The organism is Cutibacterium sp., assembly GCF_030525615.1.
Taxonomy (GTDB): domain Bacteria; phylum Actinomycetota; class Actinomycetes; order Propionibacteriales; family Propionibacteriaceae; genus Cutibacterium.
The window spans coordinates 48,754-64,225 of sequence record NZ_JAUNEJ010000006.1; the positions used below are offsets into that span (position 1 = coordinate 48,754).

General features: G+C 61.5%; 13 protein-coding genes. 6 read left to right on the forward strand and 7 right to left on the reverse strand.

The genetic code is table 11. The annotated features are described in order from the left end of the window. Nucleotide 1: 1 nt before the first annotated feature. Nucleotides 2–1,354, forward strand: a complete 1,353-nt coding sequence (glmM, locus tag Q4B98_RS08965) for a phosphoglucosamine mutase (protein WP_303196875.1) — start codon at nt 2–4, stop codon at nt 1,352–1,354. 109 nt (nt 1,355–1,463) lie between these two features. Beyond that, nucleotides 1,464–2,132, forward strand: a complete 669-nt coding sequence (locus Q4B98_RS08970; RefSeq protein WP_303197001.1) for a hypothetical protein — start codon at nt 1,464–1,466, stop codon at nt 2,130–2,132. Between the two features lie 94 nt (nt 2,133–2,226). Here Q4B98_RS08970 and coaA read toward each other — a convergent pair whose 3' ends face one another. Together coaA and Q4B98_RS08980 are read right to left on the reverse strand one after the other, a co-directional pair. Further along, nucleotides 2,227–3,210 (reverse strand): type I pantothenate kinase, encoded by a 984-nt coding sequence (gene coaA / locus Q4B98_RS08975; RefSeq protein WP_303196877.1) that lies wholly within the window; start codon nt 3,208–3,210, stop codon nt 2,227–2,229. Between the two features lie 127 nt (nt 3,211–3,337). After that, a complete protein-coding gene (locus Q4B98_RS08980) occupies nt 3,338–4,354 on the reverse strand; it encodes a triacylglycerol lipase (protein ID WP_303196879.1) in 1,017 nt (338 codons plus the stop codon). A 178-nt stretch (nt 4,355–4,532) separates the two neighbouring features. Here Q4B98_RS08980 and glmS point away from each other — a divergent pair, with 178 nt between their 5' ends. Next, the gene (gene glmS / locus Q4B98_RS08985; RefSeq protein ID WP_303196881.1) at nt 4,533–6,380 is read left to right on the forward strand and encodes a glutamine--fructose-6-phosphate transaminase (isomerizing); all 1,848 of its coding nucleotides are present in this window, start codon (nt 4,533–4,535) and stop codon (nt 6,378–6,380) included. Between the two features lie 41 nt (nt 6,381–6,421). Here the strand turns inward: glmS and Q4B98_RS08990 are convergent, their stop codons facing one another. Genes Q4B98_RS08990 through Q4B98_RS09005 form a run of 4 tightly spaced genes read right to left on the reverse strand, consistent with a single transcriptional unit; the run spans nt 6,422 to nt 9,454 of the window. Continuing rightward, nucleotides 6,422–7,195, reverse strand: coding sequence for an amino acid ABC transporter ATP-binding protein (locus tag Q4B98_RS08990; protein ID WP_303196883.1), 774 nt, complete (start codon nt 7,193–7,195; stop codon nt 6,422–6,424). Beyond that, on the reverse strand, nt 7,192–7,857 hold the full coding sequence (locus tag Q4B98_RS08995; RefSeq protein ID WP_303196884.1) for an amino acid ABC transporter permease: 666 nt from the start codon (nt 7,855–7,857) through the stop codon (nt 7,192–7,194). The genes Q4B98_RS08990 and Q4B98_RS08995 overlap by 4 nt, the downstream gene beginning before the upstream one ends. Beyond that, complete coding sequence (locus tag Q4B98_RS09000; protein WP_303196885.1) at nt 7,841–8,500, reverse strand: amino acid ABC transporter permease; 660 nt, start codon at nt 8,498–8,500, stop codon at nt 7,841–7,843. Before Q4B98_RS09000 ends, Q4B98_RS08995 begins: the two co-directional genes overlap by 17 nt. Nucleotides 8,501–8,524: 24 nt before the next feature. Beyond that, nucleotides 8,525–9,454, reverse strand: coding sequence for a transporter substrate-binding domain-containing protein (locus Q4B98_RS09005; RefSeq protein ID WP_303196887.1), 930 nt, complete (start codon nt 9,452–9,454; stop codon nt 8,525–8,527). Nucleotides 9,455–9,753: 299 nt separating this feature from the next. Here Q4B98_RS09005 and Q4B98_RS09010 point away from each other — a divergent pair, with 299 nt between their 5' ends. Both Q4B98_RS09010 and Q4B98_RS09015 read left to right on the forward strand, forming a co-directional pair. Next, the gene (locus Q4B98_RS09010) at nt 9,754–10,110 is read left to right on the forward strand and encodes a holo-ACP synthase (protein ID WP_303196889.1); all 357 of its coding nucleotides are present in this window, start codon (nt 9,754–9,756) and stop codon (nt 10,108–10,110) included. A gap of 91 nt (nt 10,111–10,201) precedes the next feature. Further along, nucleotides 10,202–11,644: an NAD(P)H-hydrate epimerase gene (locus Q4B98_RS09015; protein WP_303196890.1), complete on the forward strand. Its 1,443-nt coding sequence runs from the start codon at nt 10,202–10,204 to the stop codon at nt 11,642–11,644. Between the two features lie 77 nt (nt 11,645–11,721). Here the strand turns inward: Q4B98_RS09015 and Q4B98_RS09020 are convergent, their stop codons facing one another. Continuing rightward, entirely contained in the window at nt 11,722–12,861 is a 1,140-nt protein-coding gene (locus Q4B98_RS09020) for a glycosyltransferase family 1 protein (protein WP_303196891.1), read from the reverse strand. A 1,135-nt stretch (nt 12,862–13,996) separates the two neighbouring features. Between Q4B98_RS09020 and Q4B98_RS09025 the strand changes: the two genes are divergently transcribed. Continuing rightward, nucleotides 13,997–15,472: a DEAD/DEAH box helicase gene (locus Q4B98_RS09025; RefSeq protein ID WP_303197003.1), complete on the forward strand. Its 1,476-nt coding sequence runs from the start codon at nt 13,997–13,999 to the stop codon at nt 15,470–15,472.

The following is a 15,472-nucleotide window of genomic DNA, read 5'->3' on the forward strand; positions in this document are numbered from 1 at the left end:
CGTGGCACGACTATTTGGAACTGATGGAGTGCGCGGTGTGGCCAACCAGGACCTCACCGCCGAATTAGCCCTTGATCTCTCGGTCGCGGCCGCCCACGTTCTGGGCGAGGCTGGCGCTTTCGGCCATCGGCAACCCACCGCGTTGGTGGCACGGGATCCTCGCGCCTCGGGCGAGTTTCTTGAGGCGGCCGTGTGCGCGGGTCTGGCGAGCGCAGGCGTCGATGTACTGCGGGCGGGTATCATCCCGACCCCGGCTGCGGCGTATCTGGTCAACGAATATCGCACCGACCTGGGCGTCATGCTGTCGGCTTCCCACAATCCCATGCCCGACAACGGCATTAAGTTCTTCTCGCGCGGCGGTGTGAAGCTTCCCGACGACCTTGAGGACGCGATCGAGCAGCGGATGGGGGAGCCTTGGGCTCGACCCATCGGTGACAAGGTTGGACGTATTCGCTACACCCCACAGGCTGTCGATACCTATGTCGATCACCTGGTGCGCTCCCTGCGTCAGCAGGACACCCTCAAAGGGCTCAAGATCGTCCTTGATACCGCCAATGGCGCTTCTTATCACACTGCCTCGGCAGCTTTCACCGCCCAGGGCGCAGAGGTCGTCGCGATCCATGACCAGCCGGATGGCCTCAACATCAACGACCATTGTGGTTCCACCCATCCGGAGAAGCTCCAGGCCAAGGTCGTCGAGGTCGGGGCCGACATGGGGCTAGCTTTTGACGGCGACGCTGACCGTTGCCTGGGTGTCGACCACGAGGGCACCATTGTCGATGGTGACCACATCATCGCGATTCTGGCTCTTGCGCTTCAGGAGGATCATCGTCTGGCGTCCAACACCGTCGTCGCGACGATTATGAGCAACCTCGGTCTCATCATCGCTATGCGGGAGCATGATATTCACGTTGACCAGACCAAAGTCGGTGACCGTTATGTGCTCGAGTCGATGAACGCTAACGGCTTTTCGCTCGGCGGTGAGCAGTCCGGACACGTCATCATGAGCGAGTTCGCCACCACTGGTGACGGCGTCCTCACTGGCTTGCACCTAGCCGCTCGCGTCGCCCGCACCGGAAAGACTCTTAAGGAACTCGCGTCGGTGATGACCCGCCTGCCGCAGGCCCTCATCAATGTGCGTGGGGTCGACAAGCTGCGTGCCGGTATCGATCCTGACGTCAACAGAGCCGTCGCTGACGCAAACCAGAAGCTCGGTGACACGGGTCGTGTCGTGCTGCGTCCCTCCGGCACCGAGCCGGTCGTGCGTGTCATGGTCGAGGCCGCCACCCAGGAAGAGGCGGACAAGATTTGCTCTGAGTTGGCTGAGACCGTCAAGAAGTGCCTGGCCCTGTGAGACTCTGATTATGGTGTTGTTTCGTCGCCGTCCCGACGCCGACCTGCCTGGTCTGGATGTCGGGGCGGCGAATCGTGTGCGCGGCATGGTTGCGCAATCCCTGGCGGCCATGGGCATTGTCGCGAAGGTCGACGCCAACCATGTCGTCACATCTGTCGGCGATATTCCGTTGGCACCCGTGGTCGATGAGCTCGACGGCCACGATCGCGGTGACTGGCCAGTAGTCGTCGATGAGCTCGTCACGCGTATGGTGCGCTCTCTCCTCGACGGGGCGACCCGCCTGACTGACGCGACCCTCGCCGATCATGTCGTGGTCAAGATCCTGGGAGACCGGGAGCGGGCTGGACGCAGTTTCGCCTACGCCCGCCCCTTGGTGTCGACCGCGACTGGCCAGCCGGTCCCCGGGTTCGTCGTCGCCCTGGCATGGCTCGACGACGGGGTTGAGCTTCTCAACGACGCGGCCTTGGCAGAGGTCGACGATCTGGATAGTGCCTACCGTCGTGGCTTCGAGAGATTGGCAACCGCATTGGCTGATGATCTCGATGTGGTCCGTCAGGGGAATATCGTTACCGTCACTGGGTCATCGTGGCTGGTGTCTTCCTGGCCTCTGGCCGCGGGGGCAGGGCGTCCCATTATGGCTGAAGTGGGATGTGACGTTGTTATCGGAATTGAAGCTGCGAACAAAGTCCTGGTCTCAGCGAGCAGCCACGCGCGTGAACTAGATGACGCCCTGTCTGCGTCGCGGGTTGCCGACCCCTTCGCGTGGCACATCGATTGATTGGTTACGTGTTGACTGGCGCACCGGTTGAGCGGCACTGGTTGCCCCAGCCGACATCGACCAGTCCTGCGGGCGGTGCTGCGTCGAGGGCTCGTCAGACTTTCCGAATCCACACGTTACGGATTTCGTGGTCGGGACCCTTGTGGAGGATTGCGGTGGCGCGGCCGCGGGTGGGGAGGACGTTCTGCACGAGGTTCGGGCCGTTGATGGTGTTCCAGATTTCCCTGGCCACAGCAATGGCCTCCTCGTCCGGCATACGTGCGTAGTCTCCGAAGAAGGAGTCCGGGTCGGTGAATGCGGTCTGACGCAGGGTCAGGAACCGGTTGATGTACCACCGAATGATGTCAGTCTCCTCGGCGTCGACGTACACCGAGAAGTCGAAGAAGTCGCTGAGGGCCAGCCCCATCGTCCCGCTGCTGCGGCGGCGCGGAGGTTGCAAGACGTTGAGACCCTCGATGATGAGGACATCGGGCTGACGGACGACGAGCTGCTGGCCGGGAACGATGTCATAGGTGACATGGGAATATACCGGTGCGGTGACTTCCGGCATACCAGATTTCACATCGACAACGAATTTCAGCAGGGCATGACGGTCGTAGGACTCCGGGAAGCCTTTACGCGACAACAGCCCACGTTCTTCCAGAACCTTGTTGGGGTAGAGGAATCCGTCGGTTGTCACGAGGTCGACGACAGGGCGGAGCGGGGAACGTCCCAGCAATTCTCGCAATAGACGAGCCACGGTCGACTTTCCGACTGCCACCGATCCGGCGATACCGATGACGAAGGGTGTGCGGCGCATACCGTGGCGGCTGAGTTGTAAGAAGGCATTGGAGGCGTCAAAAAGGGCGCCGGTGTGCATACAGTACAGGTGGATGAGCTGGGTCAGCGGTCGGTAGACCTCGACGACATCACGGTGACTTGTAGGGTCGCCGAGGCTGCGAATGCGATCCAGGGTGGCTTCATCAACGTCGATTTCAGTCGAGTCGGCGAGGGTGGCCCAGGACTCCCGTGACAATTCGATGAACGGACCGGGTTCGGTGTTGTCGTCGTCGGCGGGAGCAGGTGGTGTGAGATTCACTGTTGGCACCTCATCATGGCTGTATATGACGTCGAATGACTGTACCCATGTGAGGGTACCTTGCGCAGCGGATGGTCTGACGGCGCAGCCCCGCGAACTGCGCCGTCAGCTTTGGGCATGGGCGGAATCAGCCAAGGAATGGCTGGGGGACGCAAACCACCGGTTTGGCCTGCTCAGGATCCAGCGCGTTGACGGCCATCTGGTACACGTTGATGTCGTAGGTGAAGTTGATGTGGCTGGCGTGGTCAGAGCCGCAGGTGTTCTGAACGAGGATGTTCTTGACTCCGGACTCGTACAGGAAGGCGTTGGTGAACGGCACCACGGTGTCGTCGTAGCGTCCCTCAATGATCGTGTATGTGACGCCAGGGCGCGTCACCGGGCCGTTGCCGTACAGGTCCTTGTTGAAGCGGGAAGATCCGAGTTGTTGCTCGTAACTGGCGATACCGGCCTTGGTGAAGGCGGCCTCGATCTGCTCGTGTTTGGCCTCGTCAACGGCTTGGTTGAGGAAGGCGGAGACCGCCTTCGTGCCGATGCCGTGGTTCGACGGGGCGAGGGCGATGAGCTTGTCGACCTTCTTGTAGCCGCCAAGTTTGGTGATGTAGTAGTTCGGCAGCGGGCCGCCGCCTTGGGACCATCCGATGATGTCGACTTTCTTGGAACCGGTGGCCTTGAGCACACGGTCGACGAACCCAGCGACAGCTTTGGCGGAGATTCGGATGTCACCGGTGTAGGCGAAGTTGGGGAGCAGCTGTAGCCCGTTGAAATTCGGCGAGAACACGCAGTATCCGAGCTTGGTGAGCTTCGGGGAGTACATCGACCACGATGCGTAAGCGTCAGAGTTCGTACCGGGTAGCAGGACGACTGGGTTCTGGCCTTCGCGCGGCTTGCAGCCGAAGTCATTGGCCCCCTGAGGGTTGGTACCAGGATGGGCCAGGGCGTATACAGATGCCGGGTAGGTGAAGAGTTTGGTGGGTCCGTCACCAGCAGATGGAACACCATCCGGACTGCCGGGCATGGTGATCTCGGGCGGCACCGAGGTGTCGGCGTCGGCGGCATGTGCCGGGGCAGCTGAGACGGCTGCTAAGGAGGTGGCCACGGCAGTGGCCAGGGAAATCAGGACTGTTGCGAGCTTCTTTGATCTCATGTGTTTCCTTGATCGTGCGTCGGTGCAGGATGTGAAGAAACCTACGAATCGGCAGGGTCATGAGCGGGTGTGTGGCTGCGAATGAGGTCATTCGTGCATATGACAGCGGCGATAGGTGCTCATACGCGCAGGCGTTTCGGTTGGCTGAAACGCTCATAATTGATGTACGTTTCTTGCCATGTGCGGAATTGTTGGTTATTGCGGTCATCGACAGGCCGAACGTGTCATCATCGACGGACTTCGACGTTTGGAGTACCGAGGATATGACTCAGCAGGGTTGGCAGTTGTGGCGGATGGAGGCCTGCACCGGGCCAAGAAGTCCGGCAAATTGACCAATCTTGAGCAGGAACTCGCGGCTCATCCGCTCCCGGAATCCAACCAGGGTATTGGTCACACGCGCTGGGCGACTCACGGTGCCCCGACTGACCGGAACGCCCATCCTCATCTATCGTTCGATGGCCGGGTCGCGGTCGTCCACAATGGCATTATTGAAAACTTCGCCTCCTTGCGCGCTGAGCTTGAGGGACAGGGGGTCGCCTTCACCTCGGATACAGACAGCGAGACCGCTGCCCACATGATCGCCTTGCGTATGCAGCAAGGGTCCTCGTTGGCTGAGGCCATCGGTGCCGTCGCCTCCCGGCTCGAAGGGGCATTTACCCTTGTGGCCATGAGCGCTGACGCTCCCGATACCGTCGTGGCTGCGCGTCGCAACTCCCCGTTGGTTGTGGGTCTGGGGCAGGGCGAGAATTTCTTGGCCTCCGACGTCGCTGCCTTCATCGAGCACACCCGCGAGGCCCTCGAGTTGGGTCAGGATCAGGTCGTCGTGCTGACTCCCGATGATGTCACCGTCACTGACTTCGATGGCAATCCCAGCCAGGCTCGTCCGTACCACGTCGACTGGGACCTGTCGGCGGCTGAGAAGCAGGGCCACGATTGGTTCATGCGCAAGGAGATTTTTGAACAGCCGCGCGCGGTAGCTGACACCTTGCTGGGCCGCTGGTCTGAACGTGGGGAGTTGGTGCTCGACGAGATGCGCATTTGCCCGGAGGACCTGCGACGCATCACCAAAATCGTCGTGGTGGCCTGCGGGTCGTCTTACTATGCCGGGATGGTCGCCAAGTACGCCATCGAGCACTGGACCCGAGTGGCCTGTGAGGTCGACTTGGCCAGCGAGTTCCGTTACCGCGACCCCATCATCGATCCGACGACGCTGGTCGTCACAATTTCTCAATCCGGTGAGACCGCCGACACTCTTATGGCGATCCGGCACGCTCGCGAGCAGCATGCCAAGGTCATCGCCATATGCAACACCAACGGAGCGACGATTCCACGCGAGTCCGACGCCGTGATCTATACCCACGCCGGTCCGGAGATCGGTGTCGCTTCGACCAAGGGATTCCTCACCCAGGTCGTTGCCTGCTACCTGCTCGGCCTTTATCTGGCCCAGGTGCGTGGCATGAAGTACGGCGACGAGATCCGCGCTGTGATGTCCGAGCTGAATCAGATGCCGGGCAAGATTCAGCAGGTTCTCGACGACATCGAGCCGGTCTATGAACTGGCTCGGGTGATGGCTAAGGAAGAGGAAGCGGTGTTCTTTCTAGGTCGTCATGTCGGCTACCCGGTGGCTCTGGAGGGAGCTCTCAAGCTCAAAGAGATCGCCTACCTGCACGCCGAGGGCTTCGCAGCTGGCGAACTCAAGCACGGCCCGATCGCTGTCATCGAGGATGACACTCCGGTCTTCGTCGTGGTGCCGCCGAAGGGCCGGGACCAGCTTCACGACAAGGTGGTGTCCAATATTCAGGAGATCCGTGCCCGTGGCGCCAGGACGGTCGTGCTGGCTGAGAGGGGAGACGAGGACGTCATGGCGTTCGCGGACACCTTTATTGGTCTGCCGCCGTGTTCGACCTTGTTACAGCCGCTAGTGGCTGCGGTCCCATTTCAGGCCTTTGCGTGCGAACTGGCCACGGCCAAGGGCCACGACGTCGACCAGCCGAGGAACCTGGCCAAGTCGGTCACTGTGGAGTGATGCGAATTCCGGAATTGAGGATTCCGGCAGCGATGTGCAGGTCAGCGCGCGGGGTGCTCCTGGCGATCCACCTCGTCGAAGGTGAAGATCTGTAGGAAGGTCTTGGCCCTCTCGCTGGTCGGGTTCGTGAAGAATTGATCCGGCGTCGATATCTCGACGATCTGTCCGGCGTCCATGAAAACGATTCGGTCGGCAATGGCTCTCGCGAAATCCATCTCGTGGGTCACGAGGACGAGGGTCATGCCGTCACGAGCGAGTTCGAGGACGACGTCGAGGACCTCACGCACCATTTCGGGGTCAAGGGACGCCGTCACTTCGTCAAGAAGAACGACCTCCGGCTCCATCATGAGGGCTCGCACGATTGCCGCGCGCTGCTTCTGCCCGCCTGAGAGCTGACGTGGAAGGGCGGACGCTCGGTCCAACAGTCCGACGCGCTCGAGCAGCCGGTGGGCACGTTCCCGCGAGACCTCCTTGGACTCGTGCTTGACGAGTCTTGGCGCCAGTAACAGGTTGTCCTCGACGCTCAGGTGCGGGAACAGTTCGTAATTCTGGAAGACCATGCCGACGCGCTCGCGCATCTGGCGCAACCCCGACGGGGTGTACTCGAGAGCCTTGCCGTCGAAGGTGACGGTACCTGAGTCGATCGTTTCGAGGCCGTTGATGGTGCGCAGCAAGGTGGACTTACCGCAGCCGGACGGGCCGACGATGACAACGACCTCGGATCGGGCGACGTCCAGGGAGACACCGCGCAAGGCCGTCACCCCATTGGGGTAGGTCTTGGTGACCCCTTCGAGGGTCAGGTGGTGATCTGTCATGACAGCGCCATCCTCCTTTCGAGGTGACGGGAGTACAGGGAAATGAGGAAGCAAACGACGAAGTACAGGCAGAAAACCGTGCCGTATATCCACAGGGCGGCGTCTGGGTAGTCGAAACGGTTGCGGTCGATGAGGGCCTGGGCCACCTTGAGGATCTCAACGACCCCGATGAGGGAAACCAGCGCCGTCGTCTTAATCATGCGGGTGACAAGGTTGACCGTCAACGGTACAAGCTGCCGCAGGGCCAGTGGCATGACGATGTGGCGTCGCAGCGCACGGTTGGACATTCCGAGGGCTTGAGCGCTGACGATCTGGTGGCGCGGTACTGCTGCGATGGCGCCGCGCACCAGGTCGCCCATCTCTGCGGTGCCCCACAGGGTGAACACAATGATGGCCGCGACCTCGCCGCTGACGTCGAGACCGGCCACCTCCGCCATGTCGAAGTAGACGACGAAGAGCAACACGAGCTGGGGTAGCAACCGCAACGCTTCGACGTAACCGCGAGTCAGGATTCGCACCCACAGGTGCCGGGAATCCATCACGAGACCGAGCGGAATAGCCAGGATGATGGATAGCACCATTGAGATGAGGGCGATACGCACCGAGACCCATAGACCCTGCAGCAACAGGATCCAGGTCTGGGGGTCAAGCAGTGGCTGCATGACGACGTGTCCTCCTCTCGAGGTAGCGGCCCAGCAGAGCAATCGGGATGAGGATGAGCAGGTAGAACACGACGAGGAGGAAGAGTGCCTCAGTCGTTGTATAGGAGTTGCCGATCTGTTCCTTGGCTCGGTACACGAGGTCAGGCAGGGCGACGACCGACACCATGGAGGTTTCCTTGATGAGAAAGATGGTGTTTGCGGTCAGGGCCGGCATCGCGGTGGCCACGCCTTGGGGAACGAGGACATGGATGAAGGTTTGACGTCGATTCAGCCCAAGGGCTGCGGCACTCATGCGATGAATCTTGGGGATTTCCTCGAGTCCAGACCGTAGCGCCTCAGCCATGTACGAGCCGCCCAGAAAGGTCAGCCCGACGATGGCGCAGGTCTCGCCGGACATGGTGACGCCGACCTTCGGTAGACCGTAGAACAGGAAGAACAGCTGGACCAGCAGCGGGGTATTGCGCGACAGCTCGACGTATACCGCGACGATCTGGCGTACCACCGGGATACGAAAGTATTGCACAGCCGCGCACAGTGCGCCGAGGATGAGTGACGCGAGGACACCGATAATGCCAATGCGAACAGTGAGGGCGGCCGCCTCCGCATAGAGCGGAAGCGACCGTCCGATGACGTCGAAATCCATATGATCCGGTGTAGGGGATGAACCCTACTTCCTTCCGCCTTCGATGACGAGCTGGTCGGGTGTGATGGTGTCGCCGTAGACCGGCTCCAGGGTCTCCTTAAAGTTCTGGTGGAAGAACTTTTCCTTGCCGAGGGTGACGAGGTCGTCGTTAATCCACTCGCGAAGCGCGTCATTACCCTTCTGGACGGCTGGGGCGATGGTTGCCTTTTCGCCGAACGAGGTGATTCCGGTGACGAATTTCTTGTTCTGGCGCGTGAATGCCACGGCCTCGGTGTTGTCGGTGATCCACACGTCGCCGCGCCCGTCAGCAAGAGCGCTGGTGACCTCGGCGTACTGCTCGAACTTCGTCACCTTCCAATCCGGATGGTTTTCCTCGATCCAGGCGTCCTGGCTGGTGCCCTTGACGACCAGGATGTCAGCATTGTCGAGGTCGGAAACCTTCGTGATCGGGTGATCGGTCGGAGAAACAGCGCCGAAGGCCACCTGCATGTACGGGTTGGCGAAGTCGACCTTCTCAGCGCGGTCCTTGGTCACGGTGAAATTGGCAAGGATGATGTCAACCTTGCCCGATTCGAGGAACTCCACTCGGGACGCGGCGTCAACGGGCACCCATTCCAACTTGACACCCATGTCCTTGGCGAGACGCTCGCCATAGGTGATGTCGTAGCCCTCGTAGGTGTCCTTGCCTGTCAGGGACCCGAAGGGGGCTTTGTCGGCAAAGGTGCCGATGTGGATGGTGCCGTCCTTTTTGATCTGCTCGGGAGTGCGAGAACCAACGTTGCTCGCTGTTTCCGTGGAACCTTCGGATTCGCCTCCCACGTCAGGGGACCCACACCCGGCAGTCGCGCCAACCATCATCAGTCCGCAGAGCAGGGCAGCGACAAGTGCCTTGGTGCGGGAGCTGACAGCGTTGAGCGGGCTGGTAACCCGACTGTGACGCGTGATGCGGGACATGGAAAACTCCTGTTGTTGGTGACGTGTTGTCCCGGATAGCAATACCACAGTGGCTTTGGGGTTCTGACCATTGTTGACGGCGTGAAATCGTCGTCTGGGCCTGTCATGAAGCCAAAAACTCGGCCTTGAAGGCCGATCATAATAATCTGTAACGGTCTCATAAAATGAGATAGTGATTCAACAATTGAGACTATTTATCTCTTGAGGCCGTGTCTCACGCGTACCGGACTTCACCCCGCACCGCAGCACGACACCCACCCCTGGGGGCGCACCGCAGGCGTACCGCATACTCTTGGCGGGTGATTATCGGAATCGGGGTGGATGTTTGCGATATCGCTCGGTGGGAGGCTGCCGCAGCGCGTCATCCGGGGATGGTTCGCAAGATTCTCACCACCGTGGAGGCAGCAATGCCAGCACAATCGCAAGCTGCCCGATTTGCCGCGAAAGAAGCCCTATACAAGGCGTTGAGTGGGGGAGAGGGGCTGTCGTGGCAAGACTGTGAGGTGGTGCCTGACGAGGCGGTGTCGGCTGCTGTGCGGTTCGAATTGCGCGGATCGGTGGCGCGACGGGCCTCAGAGCTTGGTGTAACGCGGGTACACCTTTCTCTCAGTCATGACGCTGGGGTCGCGGTGGCCATGGTGGTGTGCGAAGGGTGATTCAGGCTCTCACACCGTAGCTGAGTGGCACTCATGATTGAATGAGAGCCAGTCTGCAGCGAGAACCCTGATTTGGGCTGGAGGAATCGTCATGGCAATTGTCTGCACCGCTGAGGCCACCCGAGCTGCTGAACAGAGGTGGTTCGATGCTCACCCTGGCCAGGACCTCATGGACGTCGCAGCCCATGCCGTCGCTCGCAAGGCCCAAGAATTACTGTTGGGCGGACTTGTCGATGACGTCGTGCCGGACTGGGCTGCCACGCAGTGTGTTCTCGTCCTCGTGGGTGGGGGAAACAACGGCGGTGACGGTCTCTTCGCGGCTGCTGCGTTGGCTCAGCGTGGCTGGCGGGTCGAAATCGCCCGGGTCATGGGCCAGCCCCACGAGGCCGGCATGGCCGCAGCATTGCAGGCTGGATGTATTCTCACCCCCCTTGGGGAGGTCACCACTCACTCCTACGACCTCGCTATCGACGCTGTCCTTGGAATCGGCGGGCGCCCCGGCATTCCGCAGTCTCTCGAGCGGATTGACGGATGGCTACGGGAGCGTCAGATCCCGGTGCTGGCGGTTGACCTGCCATCGGGTCTGGACGCTAACTCCGGTGAGGTGGAATCATGCGTCCACGCTACCCATACCCTGACCTTTTCCAGCCTCAAGTGGTGCCACATTGCCTACCCGGCCGCGAGGTTCTGTGGTCAACTTGAGGTCCATGACATTGGTGTCGATCTGGTCGACGACGAGGGGAACCCACTGGACGGAGTCGACGAGTACTGCGATCTGACCGAAATGGCCGCGCTGTGGCCGGTGCCTGACCGTCGTGCTGACAAGTATTCTCGCGGAGTTGTCGGTATAGACACCGGATCGAAGAGGTTCCCCGGGGCGGCGGTGCTGGGGGTCCTCGGGGCTTTGCGCAGCGGTCCAGGGATGGTGCGATTCGCCGGACCATCTGCGATTATGGCGTTCATCCTCAATCGGGCACCATCTGTGGTTATTGGGGAAGGACGCGTTCAAGCCTGGGTTCTAGGGTCGGGTTGGGGCGCTGACGACAGCAACGCCGACCGGTTCATCCAGCGAGCTGCTGACGGCGTCCCCATGGTCATCGACGCCGACGCGTTGAGCCTGCTACCGGCTGAATTGCCGAACGGATGTCTTCTCACCCCACATGCTGGCGAATTGGCCCGAATGCTGCGGATTGAGCGCAGTGAGGTGGCAGCTGACCCGAGGGCAGCGGCTCTCCGCGCAGCTCAACATTTTGGTGCGACGGTTTTGGTGAAGGGGTCGATCCAGTGGGTTGCACGCCCCGACGGTACCGTCCGGGCTGCGCTGCCGGGTCCGGCATGGACGGCTCAGGCTGGGTCTGGTGACGTATTGGCGGGAATCTGCGGGACTCTCATGGCGGCCGGATTGGACGCTGCCGACGCAGCTGTGTGCGCTGCTGGGATACAAGCCGCTACGGCGATCTCCATGCCTGGCCCGTACGCCCCCGACCAGATCGCCGAGTTGCTGCCGGGGATTGTGGCGACAGTTCTGGGCTGATCGGGCACCGTTTGGGGTCGCTGAGGACTGGGTGAGGAACTCGGGGAAACTGGGCTTCTCAGAGCAGGGGCGTTGCCTTAGAGGACCTCGTGAATTTTCGTCGAGCGTCCGGACGCTCGGATGGCTTCTTTGTAGTGTTCGACGAGCTCGGCACACAGGTGCTCCCAGGTGCGGTCCTCGATGGAAGCCCGAGCGGCAGCGCCCATGGCACGACGCTTGTAATCGTCACCCACGAGGTCAACGACGCGAGAGCGGAAGTCTGTCATGTCGCCAGGCTCGTAAAGCCATCCGGTACGAGACGGATCGATGAGGTCGATTGGTCCGCCCTTGCGGGGGCTGACGACCGGGACTCCACAGGCCTTGGCCTCTTGGACGGCCTGGCAGAAGGTCTCAAGCTCTCCGGTCGAGCAGAAAACGTCCATGCTGGCGACCGCGCGGGGAAGATCCTCACCGCCCAGACCCCCGGTGAAGATCGCGTGTGGCAGCTGTTTCTCCAGCTCGGCTCGTGAAGGGCCGTGGCCGACGATGACGAGCTTGGTATTGGGGATGTCTGCCAGGTTTGTCATGTCGGCGACTCGCTTTTCTGCGGCAAGCCGACCCATGTAGCCGACGACGACCTCGCCGTTGGGGGCCCATGTGTCATGGAGTTCCTGGGAGCGTTTGGAAGGATTGAAGCGCACCTTGTCGACGCCACGACCCCAGATACCGACTCGTGGTACCCCGTGGCTGATGAGCTGGTCTCGGGAGAACGTGGAGGGGGCATAGGTCGCGACGGCCAGAGAGTGAATCTGGCGGACGCGATACCACCCGTAGAACTCCAGTTTGCCGAATCCATAGCGGCCGGCGTAGGAGGGGATGTCGGTCTGATAGATCGCCACAGCAGGAACTCCGAGGGAAGCTGCAGCAAGCGCGCCCTTGTACCCGATCATGAAGGGGGCGGCCAGGTGAACGACATCGGGTTCGAATTCGGCGAGGTAACGCTCCATGGTCCACTGGGGGCTGGTGGACACGCGGACGTCCTGGTAACCCGGCCAGTGCAGGGAGGCCAACGGAATGACGGGGAATCCGGCGTACTCGTGGGGGGTTTGCGCATCGCCGGGGACAAGGACGAGGGCCTCGTGACCGTTGTCACGTAGGTGCTCCAGCACCCGCAAAACCGAGTTCGTCACTCCATTGACTTGGGGGAGGAATGACTCCGTGATGATCGCAACACGCACAAATCCATAGTAACCGGGGTATGTGACGAGTGAGCGGGGCTGCGGTGTCAGGTGGGTGAACATGGGCCGGGTGCGGTTTCCATTCCCGTGGCAATCTCGGGTAGAGTGAACACGTTGGCAACGGCCCGACGTGTTCGGACCCATGATGCGTTTCAGTTGCTCGATGTGCCCTCGGGGCATAACGGAGCCGTCGGCTCCGGGATTGATTCACTGCATTCACCTGCACAGCAGCTATTCGCCCGGCCATCGAGAAAGACAAGCAATCTAGGATTCCATCACCAAGGCCCCTGGGTCTGGTGCGTCGTGGCCAGATTCCGCGACCCCGTGCAGTGACGCCGCGCCTTCATGTGCGGTGACGTGGGTTGCCTGCGCCCGAGGAGTCCACTCACCGTGAGGGATGACCCCATTGAGCAACAAGAAACGCAACCCCAAGTCCTTCAAGGCCGACGGCACCCCGAAGCGTCGCTGGACCGCCGCTGAGCGTGCCGCTCGCGGCCACAAACCCCGCACCAGGGGAGGAGTTCGTCGCAGCCACACCGATTCCCGTGGCCGTAACTTCGAGGCGTGGAATCCCCGGGAGAATGCGGGTCGTGATGAGGGTGCTGCTGGCAAGGACCGGGATTACTCCCGCGATCGCCGCAGTGGTGGCGAGTGGTCTGACCGTCATGATGGCAATCGCCGCTATGACCGGCGTGGCAGCGGGCGTCGTGGTGATGGGGATTGGGATCGTCGGGACGATCGTCGTTGGTCGGATGACGGCGAATTCCGTCCGCACAGGTCACGTCGATTCAACAATGACGGCAAACGAGACTGGAAGCGTGACAACCGTCGTGGCTCGGGGTGGGGCGATTGGCCTGACAACCGGCAGCGTCGTAGTGGCCGCTATGACCGGCGCGAAGGCAGTCGCGATAGGTCCTGGGATTGGCAAGAGGATCGTCGTGAGGACCGTGGCGATTACGGGAAGCGCGATGATCGCGGCTACCGTGGCGACCGCAGCCGCCGGGACTTCCACAAGAACCACGGTTTTCGCGAGGACCGTCGCCGCAGCGACCACTGGACTGACCGGCGAGATGATCGTCGCTATCAGGATGACCGCCACGACGACTGGCACGAGGATCGCGAAGATGCCGACAACATGGACTGGAAGGCCACTGAGCTGACTGATCTCGACGTTTCTGGCGTCGACCATGAGGGGGGATTCTCGGCTCTCGGAGTTCCCGATGAGATCGTTGCCGCCCTCGCCGCCACGGGAATCACGAAGCCCTTCCGTATTCAAATTGCGGCGATTCCGGACGCCATCGCCGGGCGTGATGTTCTGGGTCGCGCATCGACAGGTTCGGGCAAGACCTTGGCCTTTGGTGTCCCCCTGTTGTCGCGGCTGTCTGCCGAGCGACGCGAGGACAAGCGTCCGGGCGCTCTCATTCTCTCTCCGACCCGAGAGCTGGCGATGCAGATCGCCGACGTCCTGTCCCCGTTGGCGTCCTCAATGGGCCTGTCCACTATCCTCATCGCCGGTGGTATGAGCTACGGTCCGCAGACTCGGGCCTTCAAGAAGGGAGTGGACCTCGTCGTCGCTACTCCGGGACGCCTGGTCGACTTGCTCGAGACCGGTGATGCTGATTTGTCCGGTATCACCGTGACCGTCCTCGACGAGGCCGATCACATGGCCGAGCTGGGGTTCATGGAGGCTGTCGGGTCAATTCTTGACGCCGTGCCTGCTGAGGGGCAACGCCTGCTATTTTCGGCCACTCTTGACAGTGCCGTCAACAAGCTCGTCAAGCGCTACATGCACGACCCCGTCATCCACGAGATCGACTCTGACAAGGGATCTGTGGCGACGATGACCCACTACGCCTTCCAGATCAAACCGCACGAGAAGGTGGGGCTGATGTGCGAGATCGCCAACCGTGACGGTCACACCATCGTCTTCGCCCGTACTCAGCGTGGCGCGTCTCGGATGGCTGAGCAGATTCGCGAGGCTGGCGTCATGGCTGGTGCCCTGCATGGGGGCCTGACGCAGGGTGCTCGTGCCCGGGTGTTGGCGGCATTCAAGGATGGCTCACTTCCCGTCCTGGTCGCCACCGACGTGGCAGCCCGGGGAATTGACGTCGATGATGTCACCCTGGTTCTGCAGGTCGACCCGCCGATGAACTCCAAGGACTATCTGCACCGTTCCGGACGTACTGCTCGTGCCGGGCACGACGGGGCCGTCGTCTCTCTCGTACTGCCGCACCAGCGTCGCAGTATGTCGCGTCTGTACCGTCAGGCTGGGGTCAAACCGGTCCAGGCGCAGGTCATGATAGGTGATGAATACGTCGCCGAAGTTGCAGGATGTCGCCCGGCTGAGGGAGCCCCGATCGACGAGAAGACCTACGAGGCTCTCGTCGCTCCCAAGCAGCAGCGCAGTAAAAAGTCTCGTGACGGCAAGCCCCGGCGTGGCAAGGGCGGACGTAACCGTGGAGGTCGCGGCTACGATCGTGATCGGCGCAGCAGCTATAACCATGAATTCCGTGGTCACAATGGCCGCAGCCACGAAGGGCGTCGTGGTCACGATGGTCATCGCCGCGACTTCGAGGCCAAGTACGGCCGCTCCGGCAACGACACGTGGTGA